We start from the raw sequence: 20,818 nt of genomic DNA on the forward strand, positions 1-20,818 counted from the left end.
AACACAAAGAGCACTGCCGATAATCCGGTGGTGCTCTTTTTTGCTTATAAACTATTTACTTGAGCGTCCGACAGGGCTTCCCTCCACCGACAGAACAATTGCCACGGAGATTTGCCTTCGAGTAGGGATTTACTCGTATAAACACCTTCTTCTACAGAATCGAATAGCCCGGCCAGATGAAGGCGAAGCCCTGCGTTTAGAATCGTCTGATTGATGAATGCCATGTGAGCTTCCCCGGTTAACACCGTTTCCGTGACATGCAACTGCTTGGCGGCGGTCCATGTGATGTCCGGCAGAGAAGACTCCAGCCCGTACGTTTCCGGATCGATCAAATGAAGCTTGGCATTACCGTTTTCAACAAGATAAGTTCGGGTAGGGCGGTCGACATAAACATCCTCCGAGCCTTCAGCGCCCTGAACGATCAGGGCCTTGCGGTAATCTAGCCGTTGAAGCAGTTGGGCCGTCCGGTCGAACATCGTATTATGAAATACCCCATAGACAAGGTAAGGGGAGTGGCTGTAATCGGCGAGCTTTTCTACAGTATTAAGGATCGTCCGCAGCCCGAGCTCTACGCGGATTTGCCGTAGCCGTTCGAGAGGCGGGCACCATGACTCTGCCGGTACGAATAGAACCCCGGTCTGCTGGGAGGCTCGAATCGTCTGCTCCCGTCCCCTCACCCCCTCATCTATGCCCATTTCCCGGAGCACGTCGGGCAGGGTGATGCCCCACTTGGGCGGGAGTGATTCGGTACCGTGCAGTGTCACTGGCAATCCTGCGGAAGCCAGAACAAAGGCTGCAGCAAAGCTGGCCATAAAGGAAGACTTCCTGCCGTCATAGGGGCCGGCACAGTCGAGCGAGTCAGGGCGGGGGAAGCGGATGGCATGGCTGCGGCAGGCATTTACGAAGGCATAAAGCTCATCCACGCTCTCCATTTTGATGCGTTCCGCCAGAAAGAAAGCGCCGATTTGCGCCGGAGTTGCAGACTGGTCAAATATCATTTCCGCTGCGGCAACAGCTTCCTCGTAGCCCAAGTCGCGAGCTCCGCGCTTGCCCCGGCCCACTTCTTTTAAAACTTCCGTCATATTCATGTAGGGCTCCTCCTCGTCGATACTTCTTATAGGCTAAGTTCTTAATTGTTGATGCGCTTTAACGATCAAGGTTGCGATGTCGACAATTCTCTTACGCTCATTCATCGCCCGTTTTCGCAGCACCTCGTAAGCTTCCGCCTCTGAAATCAGGTTAATCTCGCACAAAATCCCTTTGGCGAGGTCGATCCATTTCCGTTCTTCCAGCCGGGAAACGAGCTGAGCCCGTTCATCGATCCATTGCTGACGTTCAAAAAAATGCTTGGCACCGAGATGAAGCGCCCAATGAAGCTCTTGAGCAGACATGGACGGAGTCAGGATCCCGTCAACCGGGATATCGTCTTCACAGGATTCCAAGGATGATGCAGCCATAGCTGCACTACACCACCACATTAAAGGGACGGCCTTCGATTTGGACACCAGGCTCCCCCAGACAGAGATCCCGGAAATAGGCAGATGAAGGACAACAGCATCCGCCGTTTTGACCTTTTGGCAAATTTCTTCTTCTATATCAGAGACGAACACTTGATATCCGTTATTTTTCAGCATGCGTTCAGGCTCGGCAAGGGGAGGGGATGCATCTGGAGTGTAGATCCTCTCTCCGCTAGGGAAGCCCTGTTCGCGAATAACCAGCAGAAAACGCATCTGGAGTATGCCTCCGTTCCATTCCGTTGACGGACATATTTATTTTCGAATCAGCAAATTTGATAAGAAACCTAACATTGGATCAACCGACAGATAATTTCTATTTTATTTTCACGCTATTTTTCTGAAAAATCAATACACTTTTCGCATGCTACACTCAAATTATATAATATTTTAAATAAAAGCAGAACAATTTTCAATTAGTTAACGATATATGTTAATTAAGATAACATAATTTGAATTTTATTTTAATTTTTTGTTATATATATTGACATGATAAAAATAGTTAGGTTATATTAGCCTCAACGAATCAAATTTTAAATTATTTACGGACACAATGGCGTGTTCGGCATGAAGCGGCAATGGAGCCTGTCTTCGCAAAATAGGGATCAGCATGAAGGTTGTATGTTCATGTCCATTCCCAGGCGGAGCGGGCTTTTTCTGTACCTTTTTACTGCATGAACATGGAGAGGAAAGATTGGGAGGAGAGAACCGAATATGGGAGGAAAAAAGAGATTAGTATTGGTAGGCAACGGGATGGCAGGTGTGCGTACGATTGAGCATGTGCTGAAATTGGCGCCAGATATCTATGATATCACCGTATTCGGAGCGGAGCCTTATCCGAATTACAACCGAATTATGCTGTCTTCGGTGCTTGCGGGCGGTTCCAATATGAAGGATATCGTTATCAATGATTGGGATTGGTACACGGAGAATGGGATTCGCCTCTATACAGGTGACGCAGTCACTCGAGTTGATACCGGAAATAAGAAGGTATTCTCAAAATCGGGGGTAGAAGCGGCATACGACGAACTGATTTTGGCGACAGGCTCTAATCCGTTTATCCTTCCGATCCCTGGCGCGGATAAAGAGGGAGTGATCGGATTTCGGGACATTCAGGACTGCGACCGCATGATGGAAGCCTCAAAAAAATATAAAAGGGCGGCTGTCATCGGAGGCGGACTGCTCGGATTGGAAGCGGCCAGAGGACTGCTTCATCTCGGGATGGATGTCACGGTGATCCACATTCACCCTTATTTAATGGAACGTCAGCTGGATGAGCCTGCTGCCAAGATGCTTCAGTTGGAATTGGAGGCACAAGGCATGAAATTTATGATGCAAAAGCAAACAGCCGGTGTTCGGGGAGGGCGTCGGGCGGAGGGACTTGATTTTGCGGACGGCAGCTCTCTGATGGCCGATTTGGTCGTGATGGCCGTAGGCATTAAGCCGAATGTGGCGCTGGCGAAAGCATCGGGCCTGAAAGTGGAGCGCGGGATCGTAGTTGATGATTATATGGAAACAAGCATGCCGGGGATATACGCAGTCGGCGAATGCGCAGAGCACCGGGGGATCGCCTACGGACTAGTCGCTCCGTTGTATGAACAGGGGCAGGTCCTTGCCAAACGGCTGGCCGGGGTGGAGACGGGCGGATATGAGGGTTCTGTCACTTCCACAAAATTGAAAGTGTCGGGGGTGGATGTGTTCTCGGCAGGGTTCTTCCAGGATGTCCCTGGGACGCGGTCGCTGCGGATTCAAGACGATCTGGACGGAACCTATAAGAAGATCGTGTTACAGGACGATAGGCTGGTTGGGGCCGTCCTGTTCGGAGATACCACAGACGGAGCTTCCCTATTCGCAAAAATTAAGAAAGGGGAGTCTGTCGCCGGAAAGGAAAAGGAGCTTCTGCTTGGATTCCCGGCGGGGAGTGCCGGAGAAAACTCCCAAGCGGCCAGATTGGCAGCCATGGCTGATGATGAAATCATTTGCGGCTGTAACGGTGTCAGCAAAGGCACAATTGTCGAAGCGGTGAAGGGCGGTTGCGGCACGGTCGGCGAAATTAAGGCCTGCACGAAGGCCTCCGGATCCTGTGGCGGCTGTAAGCCGCTGGTGGAGGGGCTCCTCCAGCTGTACGGAGACGGGGTATCCGGTGAACCGGTCAAGGAAGGAATCTGTGGATGTACCTCCCTTGGTCGCGAGGAAATCGTGGAGAGCATCAGAGCAATGAGCTTGAAGAGTGTCAAAGAGGTCATGAACGTACTGGAGTGGCACGAGCCTGAAGGCTGTTCCAAATGCAGGCCCGCTTTGAATTATTACTTGGGGATGCTCTGGCCAATAGAATACGTGGATGAGAAGGAGTCGCGGTTCGTAAATGAACGCTATCATGCCAATATCCAAAAAGACGGCACCTTCTCTGTCGTGCCCCGCATTTACGGTGGTGTAACTTCACCGGCCGACCTTAAAAAAATTGCGGAGGTTGCGGAGAAGTACGATGTTCCTATGGTGAAGTTCACCGGAGGACAACGGATTGACCTGCTCGGGGTGAAGAAGGAGGATTTGCCTAAAGTATGGGCGGAGCTGGATATGCCTTCCGGCCACGCTTACGGTAAAGCATTGCGCACGGTGAAGACCTGTGTAGGCTCGACCTTCTGCAGATTCGGCACCCAGGATTCGATCGGTATGGGAATCCGGTTAGAGAAAGCCTTTGAGCGGCTCAACACGCCGGGGAAAGTGAAGCTTGCCGTTTCCGGTTGTCCGCGCAATTGCGCAGAGGCAACGATTAAGGACTTGGGCGTCGTAGCCATCGATGGCGGCTGGGAGATCTATGTCGGCGGGAACGGCGGCGTGAAAGTAAGAGCATCGGACCTGCTCTGTACGGTGAAGACGGAGGATGAAGTTATGGAGTGGACGGCTGCCTACTTACAGTATTACCGTGAGCAGGCCAGCTGGAATGAGCGTACCGCACAGTGGGTGGAGCGGGTTGGGCTGGGCAAGATCAAGGCAGTGCTGGAGAATCCTGAGGAACGGCAGAAGTTGGCCGACCGGATTGAGGAAACGCTAAGCCGCTCGACCGACCCTTGGAAAGAGATTATCGAAGATGAGTCGCTGCGTAAAAACTTTGAGCCTTTGGCCAGTGTTTAGCTGGTTGCCCTATAACCGGTCACGTACGGACTTATTACAGGGAAGTAGTATCCATATATTGAATAGGAGGGAACGGCGATGTTAACAAAAATGAAGGTGGCCCAATTGCAGGAGATTGATGAGCAGGGAGCGCGGACACTTGTGGCGGGGGATAAGGAGATCGCCGTATTTCGACTCAGCGACGGGAGTATCCGGGCAATTGAAAACCGCTGTCCTCATAAGGGGGGACGGCTGTCAGAGGGAATGGTGTGTGGTTCTTCCGTTCACTGCCCGCTGCACGATTGGAAAATTGATCTGCTCACCGGCCGCGTCCGAGAGCCGGATCATGGAGTAGTCACGGTGTACGAGACCGAAGTGGACGCGGAGACCGGCTCCATCTATATCACCTTAGATTAGAAGAAGGAGGATGAGACCGATGGATTATGTAAAGCCTGCCGAAGTGCTGGAATCGATGATTGAGACAGGGATGAACAAAGCCCGGTTAACTATTTTACAAATGCTGGTCAAAGGGTTTCTCGCCGGTGCGATTCTTGCCTGCGCCACGACGCTTGCGTTCACGGCGACCGCACAAACTTCGCTGGGGATTGTAGGAGCGTTGATTTTTCCCGTCGGTTTCGTCATTATCATTTTACTTGGCCTTGAATTGGTGACTGGCAGCTTTGCGCTCATTCCGCTCGCGGTTCTGGAACGCAAGACAACCTTCTCGCGAATGCTGGCGAATTTCGGCTGGGTCATCCTCGGCCATCTGCTAGGTTGTGCTGTATATGCGATTCTGTATGGTTTGACAATTACGAAGATGGGGACCGATATGAGTCACCCGATGGTGCAGACTCTGATTCAGGCCAGCGAGTCCAAAACGATCGGATATGCGTCGATGGGGTTGCCTGGCATGGGGCTGGTAGTCATCAAGGCAGTGCTGTGTAACTGGATGGTCACGCTGGGAGCCGTGATGGCCTTAACCTCACGATCCACAACAGGGAAAATCGTGGCGATGTGGCTGCCGATTCTAATCTTTTTCGGGCAAGGCTTTGAGCACGCGGTCGTTAATATGTTCGTCATCCCTGCGGGAATGATGCTGGGAGCGGATGTCAGCCTGTCCGACTGGTGGCTCTGGAATCAGCTCCCCGTGCTGGGCGGTAACTTTATAGGCGGTGTGCTGTTTACGGGATTGGGACTGTATATTTCCTATAAAAGGAAAGCTGCTTTCGGATCCAGTCTTGCCACTGTTCGCAGTACCCCGGAAGTACCGGATCATAGGACGACTTCCGCGGTAGCACCCGGAACGGGGGAAGGAGCATGATCCGGCCGGGGCTGGTAAGCATCGTAGGTGCGGGACCGGGCGATCCGGAGTTGATTACCGTAAAGGCGCTGAAAGCAATCCGCGCGGCAGAGGTGATCCTGTATGACCGCCTCGTGAACGAGGCGTTGCTCTCGTACGCCGATGCCCGGGCGCTGCGGATTTACTGCGGCAAGTCGCCCGGACAACACGCGATGACGCAGGAGATGATTCAGCGGCGCCTGATCGATTACGCGCTGGAAGGGAAACGGGTGGTCCGCCTGAAGGGCGGCGATCCGTTCGTCTTCGGGCGCGGCGGCGAAGAGGCGCTTGTGCTGGCCGCCCAGGGTATCCCGTACGAGGTGATCCCGGGTATCACCTCGGCGATTGGCGCGGCGGCCGCCAGCGGCATTCCGCTGACGCATCGCGGCGTAGCAGCGTCGTTCGCCTGCGTAACGGGCAGCCGATGCCGGGGGGAACGGATGGGCCGGACGGACCGCCCATTCGCTGGGATTTGCTGGCCCATGCCGTCGATACGCTTGTGATCTACATGGGAGTGGGCCAATTGCGGGAGATCCGCGCGGAACTGCTGAAGCACGGCAAGGCCGGCACCACGCCGGTGGCGCTGATCGAGAGCGGCACGACCGGACTCCAGCGCACCTTCGTCAGCACATTGGCGGAGGTGCATCAGTTGGCTGCTGCCGTCCAGCTCAGCAACCCGGCGCTGATCGTGGTCGGCGAAGCGGCAATGATCCGGGAACAGCTGCATCAGTTGCAGCATCAAGCGGCGGCTAGGATCGGGTAACCCAAATATAGACTTAAGATGCATCTGTGAAAAAGATGCATCTTAAGTCTATGCGTGTTTCTGTGAAGCTTTATCCGTTGTGCCGCGCACTCCCCGCTTGTTTAGAATACTAGACCATACTTAGTTGCTTTGCGCCCGTACTTTATTGCCGATCGCTTGCAGCAAGCTCTTGTCCAGATTGGTTGTATCTTGGGTCAGTTCCCAAATCATCACGCCACCCAGATTATCGAGGGCATATTGCGTTTTGCGCTCGATGGTCGGAATGCCGTTATAATGGGCTTCCATTCCGTTAATCATTGAAATATCGGTGTTGTAAGCATTGGGATTGGCTTGCAGGATATCTCGATAAGGCGCCCAGGATGGCCGCCCATAGAAAGGAACACCCAGGACAACCTTCTCTGCAGGCATATTGCGAGTTTCTTTCCAGTACTTAGCCGATAAGACAGCAAAATCATAAGTGGAGTGGCGATCACCGTCTCCTCCGTCATAAGCCATCACGTTAAACCAATCAACGGCATTGATGACCGCATTCGTATGAGCCGCTGCGTCCCAATATATAATGCCTTCCGGCGTCACACCGCTGAGCACGGCGGAGGTAAGCAGCATATTTTCCTTCTTCAGCTCTTGACTCAAATATACCATCAAGCTTTCATATTGCTGTTTGCTAGAACCGTCGCTTCTTGGATGCTCCCAGTCCATATCGACCCCGTCAAAGCCATATTGCTTGGCCATCGCGATGATTGCATCGCCGAATTGCGTGACTTTTTGCGGTGTACTGGTGGCGGCCATGAACGTGTTCTCCAGCGGAGTTCCGTTATATGACCAGCCTCCCACGGCAAGCAGAACCTTGACGTCTTTGGCATGGGCGGTTTGAATAATTTGAGTTGCCGCAGCGGGATTCTCCAGCGGTAACAACGATCCGTCACTGGTAGGAATCGCAAAGGCATAGTTGATATGCGTCAGGTTCTGATATTGGATCGTTCCGATTTTGTCAGGCTCCCAGCTTGGATAGTAACCGACGACCTTGAAATCGCCTGAAATCGGCGGATCGTCTGGCCCTCCTGGGTTCGGATTCGGATTCGGATTCCCGGAGATCAGTTCCCAAACCGCAGCAATTCCCGGGATTTCTCCCAAGGTCCACCATTTTGCTTTGTAGAGCTGATCATTGTATGAAACAATGTCGTTGCCGACATACGCCTTGCTGCTGCTCCATACGGGATATTCCCCGTTGGATGGAGGAACCAGTTCCCACACGTCCGTTTCTCCAGGAACATCTCCCTGAGTCCACCATTTGGCTCTGTAATCGTTTCCATTATAAGTGACAACATCATTAGCTAGGTAGACGGCATTGCTATCCCAAGCAGAATAAGCGGCTATAGTTACATTTTCACTGGCATCCAGAGCGATTGCTGCCTCTGTTGCTTGCGCATCGAACGGGAGCGGGGCAAACAGGGTGATTAATAGCGCCAAAATAGCCAAGATTGAAATTTTTCCTTTACGCTTCTGCATCATCAATTCATCCTCTCTTAAATGTTAATAATAGATTTGTAGAAGGCTCGGGTAGTAGAAGTAGACAAAAAGCAGCCTTCGAAAGCCATGACACCTCCCTTTGGCAGAATGGTACAGGCGCCCGTATGAAGTTATCTTTATTTCTCTTAAATGTTAAATATAGGCACTCTATACAATGAATACTTTGATAGAGTTGTTAGATTTTGTCAATGACATTTTATGAATCTGTCGATTGATCTCACTGTTTTGCAAAATAGTGAAAAAATGCGCATATCTCCTGTGCAAATCATGTAAAATAAGAGTGTGGAATTTTCATAATTTGCATGGAAAATGATGGTGGAGGTAGCTTGCTGGAATGAAGCCAATTTTGGAAGTAGCCGGATCCTTCGGGATCGCGGAACAATATGTGGAAATGTACGGGCGTTATAAAGGTAAATTGGATTTGAGCATTAACCATGATCTGCGAAACCGTCCTGATGGAAAATTAGTGCTGGTGACGGCGATGAATCCAACACCGGCTGGGGAAGGCAAGACTTTGACGACCATCGGACTGGCCCAAGCGCTGAATGCAATCGGAGAACCGACGATAGCTGCGCTGAGAGAGCCCTCTCTCGGCCCTTGCTTTGGTATGAAGGGAGGGGCGACAGGGGACAACCGAGCTCAAATCGTGCCCGCTGATGAGATTAACCTACACTTCACCGGAGACTTGCATGCTATTACATCTGCGCATAATTTATTGGCTGCGATGATAGATAATCATATATTTCAAGGAAATTCTTTGCAGATTGACTTAAGTCGAATCGTGTGGAAGCGCGCCATGGATATGAATGATCGGAGTCTGCGGCAAATCGTAGTCGGAATTGGCGAAGGGAACGGCAATGTTCATGAGTCCGGCTTTATGATTACTACTGCCTCGGAGGTTATGGCTGTCCTCTGTCTGAGTGAGGATCGGGATGATCTGAAGCAGAGGCTGGCACGGATGGTCGTAGCTTACACCATCTCTGGGGAGCCTGTTACAGCGGACAGCATAGGAGCTGTTGATCCTATGCTTGTCTTGCTGAAAGAAGCGATCAAGCCTAATTTGGTTCAAACTATCGAAGGTACTCCAGTTATTGTACATGGAGGTCCTTTTGCGAATATTGCTCATGGCTGCAGCAGTGTGATCGGTACGAAAACGGCATTGAAGCTGGCGAAAGTCGTAGTTACAGAAGCGGGATTTGGCGCCGACTTGGGTGCGGAAAAGTTCTTTGATATCAAATGCCGCCAAGCAGGATTAAGCCCGGATGCTGCGGTGCTGGTAGTGACTGTCAAGGCGCTTAAATACAATGGAGGAGCGCCAAAGACAGAGCTGGATCAACCGAATCAACCCGCGCTTATATCAGGGCTGGCGAACATGCGGCGTCATCTTGAGAATCTCGTAAAATTCGGGGTCCCTGTCATGGTGGCGATTAACCATTTCAGCAATGATGATGATGATGAAGTAGCGCTTATTATTGAAGAATGTAAACGGCTGGGGATTCAGGCTACGATATCTGATGTATGGGCAGAGGGAAGCCAGGGCGGAGTGGAAATGGCAGAAGCGTTAAGAGAGATGCTGAACAGCAAGACTGCGAGCTATGCGCCGCTATACCCCAATGATTTACCGCTGCGGGATAAAATTGAGACGATTGTTCACGAGATTTATCGTGGAGCAGGGATCAAGCTTTCAGCCAAATCAGAAGCGAAGCTTAAGGAATTGGAAAGCGGCGGTTACGGGACTCTGCCGGTTTGCATGGCAAAGACACCGTATTCCTTCTCGGATCAGCCAAGTCTGCTTGGTGCGCCGGAGAATTTTACAGTGCAGGTTAAGGACGTAACCCTCTCGGCAGGAGCCGGCTTCGTAGTCATTCACACCGGCAATATTGTAACGATGCCAGGATTACCTAAGACACCTGCTGCGCACCGAATTCATCTTGATGAGCAGGGACAAGTTGCCGGTCTGTTGTAATATATATTATGGAAGGAAGCCCAGCTACGAAAAAATACGAAGGAGGCGGCATGATGAATAATGCTCAAGAAATCCGGCAGCTTACGAAGGAAGAGTTCGATGTAAGCATGGAATTATCCCAATATGCATTCCAGTATAAGGTGAAGCCAGAGGAGCTTGAAGAGCGGCGGACCAAATTCAAGGCCGAGCGCTTTTGGGGGGTATTTCAGGAAAACGAGCTGTTGGCCAAGCTAACCTTACTGCCTCTTAATCTTTACATTCAAGGAGAGGCTGTTCCTATGGGAGGCATCGCGGGTGTAGCAACTTGGCCCGAGAATCGGCGTGAAGGCCTGGTTGGCCGGCTGCTTACGCATATGCTTGCTCATATGAAGGAGCAGGGACAGGTGTTGTCATGTCTGCATCCGTTTCTGATCCCTTTTTACCGGAAATTTGGCTGGGAAGTGTATACCGATTATAAGAAGTACACCATTGAGGTGCCTAACCTGCCCGCCAGATCGGAGCTTCGCGGCACAGTGGAGAGAAATGTGAAGGATATAGCGTTGCTCGATTCGATCTATCATGGCTTTGCTCCAAGATATAACGGCACGCTGGTAAGAGATATCGAATGGTGGGAGCAGATGGTGTTGGGAGACGAGAGTCATACTGCAGTATTCTATTCTGACTCCGGTGTTGCTGAGGGATACATTCTATACCAGATCAAAAATCAGCAATTCGTCATCGACGAATTTGTGTATTTGAATGAAAGCGCCCGCCAAGCGCTGTGGACTTATGTTGGCAACCACGATTCCATGGTGAAGCAAGTTGTTGTCGATCATGTGCCGGCGGATGACCTGTTACCGTTCTTGCTGCGTGATCCTCGCTGCAAACAGGAGACGGTCCCCTATTTCATGGCACGAATTGTAGATGTGCCGTCCTTTTTGCAATATTATCGTTTTAACCCTGTGTCCTCTGAAATGAGAGAGCTTCGCTTCGGCATCAAGGACGAATATGCGCCTTGGAATGAGGGGGAATGGGACCTGAGTATATCCCCTGACGGAACAGCACGCATGGAACGTGCAGCAACTTCCGGGCCTGGGCAAGACCTGCTTATGATCGACATACAAGCCTGGACAGCAATGCTGCTTGGCTATAAAAGACCGCTTGAGATGCATGCCTATGGGCGCCTGAATGGACCGCAGAAGGCTGCCGAACTGCTGGAGCAATGGATTCCGGCGAGCAAGACCGCATTGCTGGATTTCTTTTAATCGCTGGATAACGTTTAAAAGTTTATATTTGCTCAAAGGAGCCAAGCAAAGAAGACATCTTCCTCTAGAGGTTGATGTCTTCTTTGCTTAACAAAGCTGAATATTGGATTATAGCCGGGACCATACCCGATACAAAATAACTGCGGTCTCTGCTCGCGTAAGTGCGTCTTGCGGAGCAAGCTGACGGTTCTTTCCGTTAATAATGCCGAGGCTGATTAGTGCAGCTGCACTATCCCGGGCATATTCCGGAACACTTGCCGCATCGGAGTAAGTTGCCAATTGCGCGTCACTGCTATGGTCAATACCTGCTGCAGCCAATGCTTGGGCTGTCAGGACGAACATATCCTGGCGCGTGATGACCGCATCGTTAGACAATGCAGCGAAGGCTGCTGCCTCTTGCGCATTCAGCCCTAATGCATGGACCAGGGCTGCTGCGAATTCACTGCTGGTGACCGCTTGTGCCGGGGAGAAAGACCCGCTGTCATTCCCTGTAAGAACGCTGCGGGCTGTCATGGCCCCTATGGCTTGCCCGGCCCAATGCGCTGGCTGCACATCATTGAAAGCAGGAGGTATATAGGCGGTAGCATAATTACCTAATTTGTCTGTCTCAAATACGATCTGGTTGGTGGCTTGATTAAATCGGCTGTTTACAATAGGGGTTGTCTGCATGCCTGCCTCCTGGCCAATGAACCAGACGACCAATCGTTCCGGATGCTCTTGATCCACAGCAGTAAGTGTATAAGGCAGCTTCACAACGACAGGCCGCTCCAGCGTGGTTACAGTCTCGCCGCCATATTCAAGCATGAAGCCAAAGGTTGGCCGGCCTCCAATGTAAGCACGTTCGTCCGCGGACAGATCGGATAATGTGGCACGGCCGATGCGAATACGGAGGGCTCCTTCAGAATCAGGGTCTGATTGCAGTGAATTTGCAGGGATATCCAACTCGGCATAATCCGTAATGATCAGAAGCCCAAAGTCTCCCAAGGCTTTCAAGCTTTGTTCCGGAAGTTCTAGTTCGTAGCTGTCTACATCGGCCTGTGCCGGGAGCTCAATAGTCAGTGTCTTTGTTCCACTCATTTTGGCTTGTGCCACAGCCTTGTTTAGCAACGAGGCAGAAATTACGGCTTTAGCCTGCTTGGCGGAGGTTGTAATTACCGGCTGGATAATCACATTTCCGTTTTGCAGAAGCACATTCTCCGATGATGAAGCTGAGGGATTTGAAGGGCTGGCCGTATTGCTATTGCCGCTGCCATTATTGTTATTGCCCCCATCGCTGCCGCCGCTTCCAGGTGTGCTGCCGGGCTTGCCGATCAGACTCAGTACTCCATACACCGAGGTATCCTGATATCCATTGCCTGTCGTATCGTTCCAGGCTGCGACACTTTGGCGCGCGCCATCCTTGGCGTCGTTAATTTGAAGATCAAAGCCGATCTTCATCTGATTGGCAGGCGACACTGTCTTGAACGGCAATTTCGCTTCAACAGTATAGCTGCTGCCGCTAATCTTTGTTGCGGATACGAAGCCCTCTGACAGACTGTCAGGATTAAAGGAAGCTTCATTATCAAAGTTGATTCTGTATTGTCCGTCATCTGCCTGATAAAATGTAGTTCTGGCGTTGTTTTCATCCAGGAAGATTTCAACAGAATCCTGCTCCCAGGCATTCGTATTTGTCTTATCCAGCTGAGCATCATTGACTTGAATCAGCACGTACAGATTTTCATCGTCCCATAATACCCTGGCCGTGCCGCTGGCTCCTTGCCAGGCCGTCTGATACTGGTTAATCGGGACGGCCGGCGTATCATTCCAGATTGTGTCGACAACGCCATCTATTACAGGTGTCGCGTATTTGGCAGTTGATTGGCGGGCTTCGGATGAATCGGGTTGATGCTCTGCTATAAATTTAGCCGGATCAATAACGGCATAATAGGCTGGCTTGGCTTGAAGATTCTTGTCAAACAACAGCGGATTCGAGGAAGCGCGCCAGCTTGTTCCGTCGTCCTGCCCCCAGAACGTTACGCGGCTGATCTGTTCACTATGCTCCTTGTACAGCTGCATGAGTTGGGCATATAAATATCCTTGTGCTTCGGCCTGCTTTTCAGATAACTGATAATCGCTTCCAGCCTGAATATCTAACTCGGTCACTCCGACCTCGACACCTAATGAAATGAATTGCTCCAGAGATAATCTGACATTCTCGGGGTTCGTATTAATATTGTAGTGACCTTGCATGCCGATCCCATCGACCAGCAGCTTGCCGGGATGCGTCTCGGCATACCTCTCATTAAGCTCCTTGACCATGCTGTAGATCGCGGTTGCTTTGTTGCGGTTGTCATCATTGTAATCATTATAGTACAGCTTGATGTTCCAATTCGGATGGTCATCCAGCACCTCGCGGGCGGCAAGGAAGGCTTGCTCCAAATAATCAGGTCCGATGGCCTGATACCAAGGCGATTTGCGCAGAGCATTCTCCCAATCGGTCGGATTGGTTGGATTGTCATTCATCGCTTCATTCACAACATCCCAAGAGATCACCCGATCGCCGAAATGCTCCATGACGGTGCGAATATGGGTACGCAGGTTCTCCAACGCCTCTTCTCGCTGGAGCGGTGAACCGTCCGGATTCATATTTAGCCAGTCCGGTGATTGCTGATGCCAGACGAGCACATGACCGTGCATTTGCATACCTGCATCCAGCACTTGATTCACCATGGCATCTGCATTATCGAAGGTGAAGCTGCCTTTGGTATTTTGCAGCGCATCCGGCTTCATCGCATTGCCCGCGGTAACCAGTCCGTGATGCATCTTCAGCAGCTCGAATCGAATTCCTTCCAAATCCTCCGCTGTGATCGCATTTCCAATTAAAAAGTCCGAGGCATAGGCGTCTTTAATCGGTATCAGATCGCGCTCGATATCAACGGTGCCTGAGCCCGTAGCTTCAAAGGAGATGTCGTCAATATAGAACGAGGCATCCTTGCTGCTGGAGCTTTCCACATAGAGCGTCAGGAATTCGTTCCCCACACTGTTATACCGATAGTTCCCTTCAAGCAGGACCCATCCATCATCAACACGAATCGTTTTTGGCGCGAGGACAACATAATTGGCACTGCTGCCTTCGCCGATTTGGGTGGATAACTGCAGCTGTGAGCTTTCAGGTGAAATCAGCTTGACCCAGGCGGAAATTTTATACTCGTGGCCTTTGTCCACGTATTTCTCTATCCGGATAGTTGGTCCGTGCCAGGTCTCTGAACGTCCTTCTACCTTCAAGGCATAGCCTCCGCCATCCGTATGGTTGGCTTCGTTGGTGATGCTAAGTGTCTCTGTGCCCGAACGTCCTGCAAAGCCGCCCGTTGACTGCTCCTCGAAGGTGATTGTGTTAAAAGGCAGGGCAGGCTCTCGAGGAGGATCCTCCCCGCCTGATGAAGCTGCGCCCGTAATATGAATATCTCCGATATAGAATGGCACTCCTGCTCCGGCGTCGTTGGATTGTACTCGTATAGCCGAATCCTTGGCGGTATCAACCGTAAATTCCTTGGTCAGTGTAATCGCGCCGCCGCTGATTGCATTTTTGCCATCCAGCCATCCATAGCTGTCAACGGTCTGCAGCGCAATTTGCGCGCCATCAGGCACGATAGTGTCAGCGTCAATGTACACAGATACGGTTACAGTGTAGGTCTGCCCATTCGTAAGTCCGATATCGGCGAAGCGAAAATCTGCGCCATCCCAATTATTCGTCCGGTTGCTGACGTATAGTGCGGCGCCATCCTCATTGCCGGCAAAGCTCTTATCCGTCACCAGGGTCAAGGCTGAACCTCCTGCTTGTATCGCTGCTCCTTTCCCGTTAGCGAAATCCTCGCGGTATACCGTAACAGGATCATTAATACCGGATGATTCGGCTCTCGCACGGCTTGGCAGCAGCCCTGATGAAAGCAGCAGGGTGAGAGCCAGACTGAGTGCAAGGGTCCGCTTGATCATCTGTGATTTCACATGCTCACGTCCTTTCGATATTTTCCTGCAAATAAAGCGCTTACAAAAATCAGGCTAGGAAATCCTCCTTTCTGGAAGTCATAGTAACATGATCCCAAATCGTTTGTACTTCTCCAAATTAAAGAACCTTACTGCATTTTTTTAGTTGTTTCGTATTCAGGAGCAACAGCAATCAGAAGAATCTCCACCATAAATCGCAAAAATGCCTCCTCAAAAAATGAATCCGTTTCCATTAGACTGAATATGAAAAATATGGAGAACAAGAGAGGGGTAACAAGCAATGAAGAGAAGCAAGCCACTTGCGATTCTGCTCATCGCTGCCTTAATGATTCTTTCCTTGGCAGCCTGCGGAGGCAGCGGTAATAATGCCTCTAACAATGGAGGCAACACACCGGCACCTTCCACAAATGAAAGCACCGGAGGCGATACTAACGAGCCGACCGATAGTGCAGAACCGGTTGTATTATCCTTCTGGTCGCTCGGTACAACAAACTATGAGGAACTGGCCAAGGAATACACGCAAGAGCATCCGAACGTTACATTCAAGTTCCAAAATACGTCGGACCAAACAGCTCACCATAATAACCTGACAACGGCATTGTCCGCAGGCTCGGGAGCGCCTGATATTTTCATGCTGGAAATTGCATTTATCGAGCGCTTCATTAATAACCAGGACAAATTCTATAACCTGTATGATCTTGGGGCAAAAGATATCGAAAGCAACTACCTCGACTGGAAATGGAAGCAAGCCACATCGCTTGACGGTTCCTTCCAGCTTGGACTTCCAACTGACATTGGTCCTACAGTCGTATATTACCGTACCGACCTGATTGAGCAAGCAGGACTGCCAACGGATCCGGACGGATTCAGCGCAGCGATCGATACCTGGGATAAATTCGCAACGGTGGCTAAGGACTTCAAGGCTAAGACCGGCAAGCCTTTCACCGATTTGACGGACCTGCTCTATAACGGTCTTCGTGACCAATCGCCAGATCAAATCTACTTCAGCACAGAGGACGGTTCGTTCATCGGCGATACCAATCCGCAAGTGAAGAAAGCTTATGACTTTACCGTAAAAGGCATTCAAGAAGGCTGGGTGGGCAACTGGACACTGTGGTCTCCGGAATGGCAAAAGGCAATCAACGACGGCGACTTCGGCGTTCTGCTCGGACCGGCTTGGATGGCAGGAACCATTCGCAATGGTACAGACGGCTCCGGTAAATGGCAAATTGCACAGCTCCCTGAAGGTGCAGGGAACTGGGGAGGTTCCTTCCTGACCTTGCCGAAGGAAGGGAAGCATCCGAAAGAGGCTTATGAGTTCATCTCCTGGCTCGTAAGCAAAGAAAACCAATTGAAATCTTTCAAGGCAAGCGGTCTGTTCCCGTCGATTCCGGCGGTATACACAGAGCCTGCTTTCTCAGAGGATAAGGATGAATTCTTCGGCGGTCAAGTGATCTCGGATGCTTACGCCAAATCGGCAGAACGCGTAAAACCGGTTTACTACGGACCATTGCATGACCAGACAGATGCCTTCTTCAAGAACGCCCTGAAGAACGTGCTTGAGAAAAAGGCTGATCCTGAAAAGGAATGGGAAAGTGCAGTGAAGCAAGCGAAGACGCTGGTAGATCGCAGCTAAGCAATTTATAGATAATTTCAAATCCGAATCGCATCAGGGAGCCCTCCCTCCATGCGGTTCGGATTTATCAATGACTTCACGGAGGTGCATTCATGCCAGAACTTGCTACCGCGCATCCGGAGCCGAGCACTCCCCGGAGGAAGCCTTTTCTGACGGAGACACGGCGGAGCCGGATTACGGCGTATACGTTTATTTCACCGTTCTTTATTCTTTTTTCAATATTTGGACTCTATCCTATCCTCTTTACCATTTACTTATCCTTTTTTAAATGGGATGCATTAGGTCCGATGAAGTATGTAGGCCTGAAGAATTACAGACTGGTCACGGAAGACCCGACCTTCTGGATTTCCTTCAGCAACACCCTCATCATGGCGATCATGGGGACACTTCCCCAGTTGATTGTGGCCTTGCTGGTGGCCATCATGTTGAACTCGGCGCTTAACCGGTTCAAGAACACCTTCCGGGTGCTGTATTTTATGCCGAATATTACGTCCATTGTGGCGGTTACGCTGGTATTCAGTACGATGTTCGGCAACAACGGGATGATCAATTGGATCATGAATAATTTCGGCTTGGAAAGCGTGCCGTTCAATTCAGGCTGGTGGGGAGTCAAAATTGCCATCTCCACGATGGTCATGTGGCGTTGGATGGGATATAACGCGATTATATTCCTGTCGGGTCTGCAAAGTATCCCTAATGATATTTACGAGGCTGCCAAAATTGATGGTGCCAACCGCACCCAACAGCTGCTGCACATAACGTTGCCGATGCTTCGGCCGTTCATCTTGTTCGTCACGCTGGTATCCACGATTGGATCCCTGCAATTATTTACAGAGCCTTATGTCTTCCTTGGACAGGGCGGTACAGGCTCGACTCGTCAGGAAGGGATCACGATGGTAACGTATTTGTACAATGAAGCATTCAGTAACGGATTCTTTGGAACGGCTGCCGCAACGGCGGTGCTGCTGTTCATTGCTACGATCCTGTTCTCAGTGCTTAATATGGCCCTATCCAGCCGGATGGGCGGAGATACAGGAGGTGGAGCATGAATCTGACCGCTCGTATGCGTCGTAAACCGGATGAGCCGGGAATCGTAGGCAAGCTCTTCTTTTACCTGTTCCTGATCATCGGAGCTCTGGTATCCGTCTTCCCGTTCTACTGGATGTTTGTAGTGGCGACCAATGACAAGAATGCAGCCTTTCATATTCCTCCGCTGTTAATCCCGGGCGGAGAGTTCTTTAATAACTTTGCTCGGGTGCTGGAACGTACAGACTTCTTCCGGTCCATGTTTAACTCGCTGGTCGTGGCTACTTCCGTCACTGCATCGGTGGTGTTCCTCTGTACATTAGCAGGCTTTGCTTTTGCCAAGTATGAGTTTCCGATGAAGAAGACCTTGTTCGTATTTGTTATTGCGACGATGCTTGTACCGGCTCAGCTTGGTGTATTGCCGCAGTACGTTATTATGGCGAAGCTGCACTGGATCGACTCCTATAAAGCGCTGATCGTCCCGGCTATGGTTAATGCGTTCGGTATTTTCTGGATGAGGCAATATATCTCTTCGGCCGTCCATTCCGAGCTGCTGGAGGCCGGTCGTATTGACGGGGGAGGACATTTCCGGATTTTCTGGAATATTGCGATTCCTGTAGTAACACCGGCAATGGCTACCCTGGGCATTCTTAACTTTATGAATGTATGGAATGATTTCTTCTGGCCGCTGGTCGTACTCAAGAACCGTGAGAACTATACGATTCAGCTTGCGCTGCAGCAGCTCTTTACCAACAAGGACGGCATCGATTTCGGGATGATCATGTCCGCAACCTTTACGGCGACGCTGCCGCTTCTGATCGTCTTCCTGCTCTTCAGCCGTTGGGTCATTGCAGGTCTGACGTCGGGTGCGATCAAGAGCTAGTCATTCCGGATGGACAGTAGTTCGCACAAGGAGTTAGCCTCCTATATGAAGAATAATAGATGCAGTAGATCAAAGGGGGAGAGCCATTTATGAAGCTCCGTCGAAAAATCCTGCTGGCTATTATTCTTCTTGTGTTTATACCGGTCATTCTTATGGGCTCGGTATCTTACTTTAGTTACTCGAAGACGATGGAGCAGAAGTCCAGCAATTTTTATTGGGTCTCGCTGCTTGAGACGGATCGGAAGCTGAATTATGCGCTGAACGAGATCACTACGGTGTCTAATTCTGCCATTACCCAGAAGCAGATTCAGCGGATTCTCAAACAAGCAGGCAGTCCGGTTACCTATGAGCAACGACAGGAAATAAACAATTTGTTTAATCATTCCATGATTCTTTCCTTCGACATTTATTCCAAGGAGAAGTTGGTCTATTCATCCGCCAATTCGATGTCGTTTGAGCAGATGAAGCGTCAGAACTGGCATCAAGCTATGGAGGCAGCGGAAGGGAGGCCAATCTGGTCCGGTCCCGGAGAGAACGGCAGTGCGGAGGAAGGCAAACCTTTACTGATTCAGGCTCGAATCATTAAAGATTTTTATTCTCTCGAGGATATCGGGACACTGGTTATCTATGTGAAGCCGGATATTTTGGATCAAGTATTCTGGGATGCAGCTACCCTCAAGCAGGGAGACATTTTGCTGGTGAACCGCCAAGGGAATATCGTCTTTGATAAATCGGGTGCGCATATTGGAGAAAACACCGCATTTCCTTTCCTGTCCGTAGCGGACGGCAGCGGTAAGGGGGATTACGTGGACAAATATGCCGGGGAGAGCTCGCTCATTACGTATTTGCCATCCCATAATAAAGAGTGGTATCTCGTTGCGATCACACCGCGTAAGCTAATCAACTCAGAGTCGGTAAAAATCCGCAATATTGCCGTTGTTCTGGTCCTGCTTTCGTTAATCTCGGCTTTTCTCTTCGACCGTTACTTCATCCGGAGATTGGTCAGCAGCATTATTAGCGCCGTTAACGGGATGAAGCGGGTGCAGCAAGGGATTTTCATGCCAATTACCAAGCCCGTCCCAGCCTTGGATGAGCGGGATTTGCTGATTGATGGCTTTAATCGGATGAGCCGCCAAATCTCGGAGCTGATTGAACAGGTACAGCTCGAGCAGGCACGGAAGAAAGAGGTAGAGCTGCAGGCGCTGGTGGCCCAGATTAATCCCCATTTTATATATAATTCTCTGGAATCCATCAACTCGATGGCCGTTTTGGAGGGAAATAAGAATATTAGCAAAATGGTCGTTTCTCTGGGGAAGCTGCTGCGAATCAGTATCAGCGAGAGCCAGCAATTAGTTCCTCTTTCTACGGAAATGGAGCATGTCAAGCACTATATGGATATTCAGAAGTTCCGTTTTGAGGACAAATTTTCATATCGGATTGAATTGCCTGAGGAGCTTAAGTATTACAAGACGCAGAAGCTGATCGTACAGCCGATTGTGGAGAACGCGCTCTATCATGCGATCGAACCGATGGAGGGCCAAGGACAGATTTCAATTATTGCCCATGACGGCGGGGGAGATATTCTGATCGATGTGGCCGACAATGGCCCGGGCTTCGATCAGGACACGTTATTGGGGCTCTGGGACAAGGATTGGGAGCATTTGAAGAAGTATCGGGAGAACGGTGTTGGTCTGAAAAATGTGCATGAACGGCTTCGAATCCGATTTGGAGCGTACTATGGCATCATGATCTGCTCCTCTCCGGGATATGGATCAATTATTCGGATACGTATTCCAAAAATCGGGTCATAGGGGGCAGC

Annotated in this window: 13 protein-coding genes and 1 pseudogene; 10 read left to right on the forward strand and 4 right to left on the reverse strand. The window is 50.5% G+C overall.

Annotated elements, in window-relative coordinates:
* Positions 1–44: 44 nt before the first annotated feature.
* Together TX85_RS00005 and TX85_RS00010 are read right to left on the reverse strand one after the other, a co-directional pair.
* Positions 45–1,088 (reverse strand): anthranilate phosphoribosyltransferase, encoded by a 1,044-nt coding sequence (locus TX85_RS00005; RefSeq protein ID WP_044477117.1) that lies wholly within the window; start codon positions 1,086–1,088, stop codon positions 45–47.
* Positions 1,089–1,121: 33 nt separating this feature from the next.
* Positions 1,122–1,730, reverse strand: coding sequence for an ANTAR domain-containing response regulator (locus TX85_RS00010; RefSeq protein ID WP_044477118.1), 609 nt, complete (start codon positions 1,728–1,730; stop codon positions 1,122–1,124).
* A 498-nt stretch (positions 1,731–2,228) separates the two neighbouring features.
* Between TX85_RS00010 and nirB the strand changes: the two genes are divergently transcribed.
* The 4 genes and pseudogenes from nirB to cobA all read left to right on the forward strand — a co-directional run bounded on the left by nirB (position 2,229) and on the right by cobA (position 6,730).
* Positions 2,229–4,649, forward strand: coding sequence for a nitrite reductase large subunit NirB (gene nirB / locus TX85_RS00015; protein ID WP_044477119.1), 2,421 nt, complete (start codon positions 2,229–2,231; stop codon positions 4,647–4,649).
* A 78-nt stretch (positions 4,650–4,727) separates the two neighbouring features.
* Positions 4,728–5,045 (forward strand): nitrite reductase small subunit NirD, encoded by a 318-nt coding sequence (nirD, locus tag TX85_RS00020; RefSeq protein ID WP_044477120.1) that lies wholly within the window; start codon positions 4,728–4,730, stop codon positions 5,043–5,045.
* Between the two features lie 19 nt (positions 5,046–5,064).
* Entirely contained in the window at positions 5,065–5,949 is an 885-nt protein-coding gene (locus TX85_RS00025; RefSeq protein WP_044477121.1) for a formate/nitrite transporter family protein, read from the forward strand.
* A pseudogene (gene cobA, locus TX85_RS00030) lies at positions 5,946–6,730 on the forward strand (uroporphyrinogen-III C-methyltransferase). The gene TX85_RS00025 and the pseudogene cobA overlap by 4 nt, the downstream one beginning before the upstream one ends.
* A 120-nt stretch (positions 6,731–6,850) precedes the next feature.
* Here cobA and TX85_RS00035 read toward each other — a convergent pair.
* Positions 6,851–8,239, reverse strand: coding sequence for a glycosyl hydrolase family 18 protein (locus TX85_RS00035; protein WP_044479680.1), 1,389 nt, complete (start codon positions 8,237–8,239; stop codon positions 6,851–6,853).
* 355 nt (positions 8,240–8,594) lie between these two features.
* On the opposite strand from TX85_RS00035, the gene TX85_RS00040 reads away from it, so the two are divergent.
* Together TX85_RS00040 and TX85_RS00045 are read left to right on the forward strand one after the other, a co-directional pair.
* Complete coding sequence (locus tag TX85_RS00040; protein ID WP_044477122.1) at positions 8,595–10,226, forward strand: formate--tetrahydrofolate ligase; 1,632 nt, start codon at positions 8,595–8,597, stop codon at positions 10,224–10,226.
* A 53-nt stretch (positions 10,227–10,279) separates the two neighbouring features.
* Positions 10,280–11,470 carry a GNAT family N-acetyltransferase gene (locus tag TX85_RS00045; protein ID WP_044477123.1) on the forward strand — a complete coding sequence of 397 codons (1,191 nt, stop codon included), beginning with the start codon at positions 10,280–10,282 and terminating at the stop codon, positions 11,468–11,470.
* A 108-nt stretch (positions 11,471–11,578) separates the two neighbouring features.
* Here TX85_RS00045 and TX85_RS00050 read toward each other — a convergent pair whose 3' ends face one another.
* Positions 11,579–15,442, reverse strand: a complete 3,864-nt coding sequence (locus tag TX85_RS00050) for an endo-1,4-beta-xylanase (RefSeq protein WP_044479681.1) — start codon at positions 15,440–15,442, stop codon at positions 11,579–11,581.
* 292 nt (positions 15,443–15,734) lie between these two features.
* On the opposite strand from TX85_RS00050, the gene TX85_RS00055 reads away from it, so the two are divergent.
* From TX85_RS00055 to TX85_RS00070, 4 genes are all read left to right on the forward strand, one after another.
* On the forward strand, positions 15,735–17,090 hold the full coding sequence (locus tag TX85_RS00055) for an ABC transporter substrate-binding protein (RefSeq protein WP_044477124.1): 1,356 nt from the start codon (positions 15,735–15,737) through the stop codon (positions 17,088–17,090).
* 92 nt (positions 17,091–17,182) lie between these two features.
* On the forward strand, positions 17,183–18,139 hold the full coding sequence (locus tag TX85_RS00060; RefSeq protein WP_044477125.1) for a carbohydrate ABC transporter permease: 957 nt from the start codon (positions 17,183–17,185) through the stop codon (positions 18,137–18,139).
* Complete coding sequence (locus tag TX85_RS00065) at positions 18,136–18,999, forward strand: carbohydrate ABC transporter permease (protein ID WP_044477126.1); 864 nt, start codon at positions 18,136–18,138, stop codon at positions 18,997–18,999. The genes TX85_RS00060 and TX85_RS00065 overlap by 4 nt, the downstream gene beginning before the upstream one ends.
* Positions 19,000–19,088: 89 nt before the next feature.
* The gene (locus TX85_RS00070) at positions 19,089–20,810 is read left to right on the forward strand and encodes a cache domain-containing sensor histidine kinase (RefSeq protein ID WP_044477127.1); all 1,722 of its coding nucleotides are present in this window, start codon (positions 19,089–19,091) and stop codon (positions 20,808–20,810) included.
* Positions 20,811–20,818 lie beyond the last annotated feature (8 nt).

It is taken from the genome of Paenibacillus antibioticophila (assembly GCF_000455265.1).
Lineage (GTDB): Bacteria > Bacillota > Bacilli > Paenibacillales > Paenibacillaceae > Fontibacillus > Fontibacillus antibioticophila.

What these genes read in the sequence shown, in the direction of transcription:
- TX85_RS00005 (WP_044477117.1), bottom strand. Translation starts at nt 1,088, where the DNA reads ATGAATATGACGGAAGTTTTAAAAGAAGTGGGCCGGGGCAAGCGCGGA.
- TX85_RS00010 (WP_044477118.1), bottom strand. Translation starts at nt 1,730, where the DNA reads ATGCGTTTTCTGCTGGTTATTCGCGAACAGGGCTTCCCTAGCGGAGAG.
- TX85_RS00045 (WP_044477123.1), top strand. Translation starts at nt 10,280, where the DNA reads ATGAATAATGCTCAAGAAATCCGGCAGCTTACGAAGGAAGAGTTCGAT.
- nirB (WP_044477119.1), top strand. Translation starts at nt 2,229, where the DNA reads ATGGGAGGAAAAAAGAGATTAGTATTGGTAGGCAACGGGATGGCAGGT.
- TX85_RS00025 (WP_044477121.1), top strand. Translation starts at nt 5,065, where the DNA reads ATGGATTATGTAAAGCCTGCCGAAGTGCTGGAATCGATGATTGAGACA.
- nirD (WP_044477120.1), top strand. Translation starts at nt 4,728, where the DNA reads ATGTTAACAAAAATGAAGGTGGCCCAATTGCAGGAGATTGATGAGCAG.
- TX85_RS00065 (WP_044477126.1), top strand. Translation starts at nt 18,136, where the DNA reads ATGAATCTGACCGCTCGTATGCGTCGTAAACCGGATGAGCCGGGAATC.
- TX85_RS00055 (WP_044477124.1), top strand. Translation starts at nt 15,735, where the DNA reads ATGAAGAGAAGCAAGCCACTTGCGATTCTGCTCATCGCTGCCTTAATG.
- TX85_RS00050 (WP_044479681.1), bottom strand. Translation starts at nt 15,442, where the DNA reads ATGATCAAGCGGACCCTTGCACTCAGTCTGGCTCTCACCCTGCTGCTT.
- TX85_RS00060 (WP_044477125.1), top strand. Translation starts at nt 17,183, where the DNA reads ATGCCAGAACTTGCTACCGCGCATCCGGAGCCGAGCACTCCCCGGAGG.
- TX85_RS00040 (WP_044477122.1), top strand. Translation starts at nt 8,595, where the DNA reads ATGAAGCCAATTTTGGAAGTAGCCGGATCCTTCGGGATCGCGGAACAA.
- TX85_RS00070 (WP_044477127.1), top strand. Translation starts at nt 19,089, where the DNA reads ATGAAGCTCCGTCGAAAAATCCTGCTGGCTATTATTCTTCTTGTGTTT.
- TX85_RS00035 (WP_044479680.1), bottom strand. Translation starts at nt 8,239, where the DNA reads ATGCAGAAGCGTAAAGGAAAAATTTCAATCTTGGCTATTTTGGCGCTA.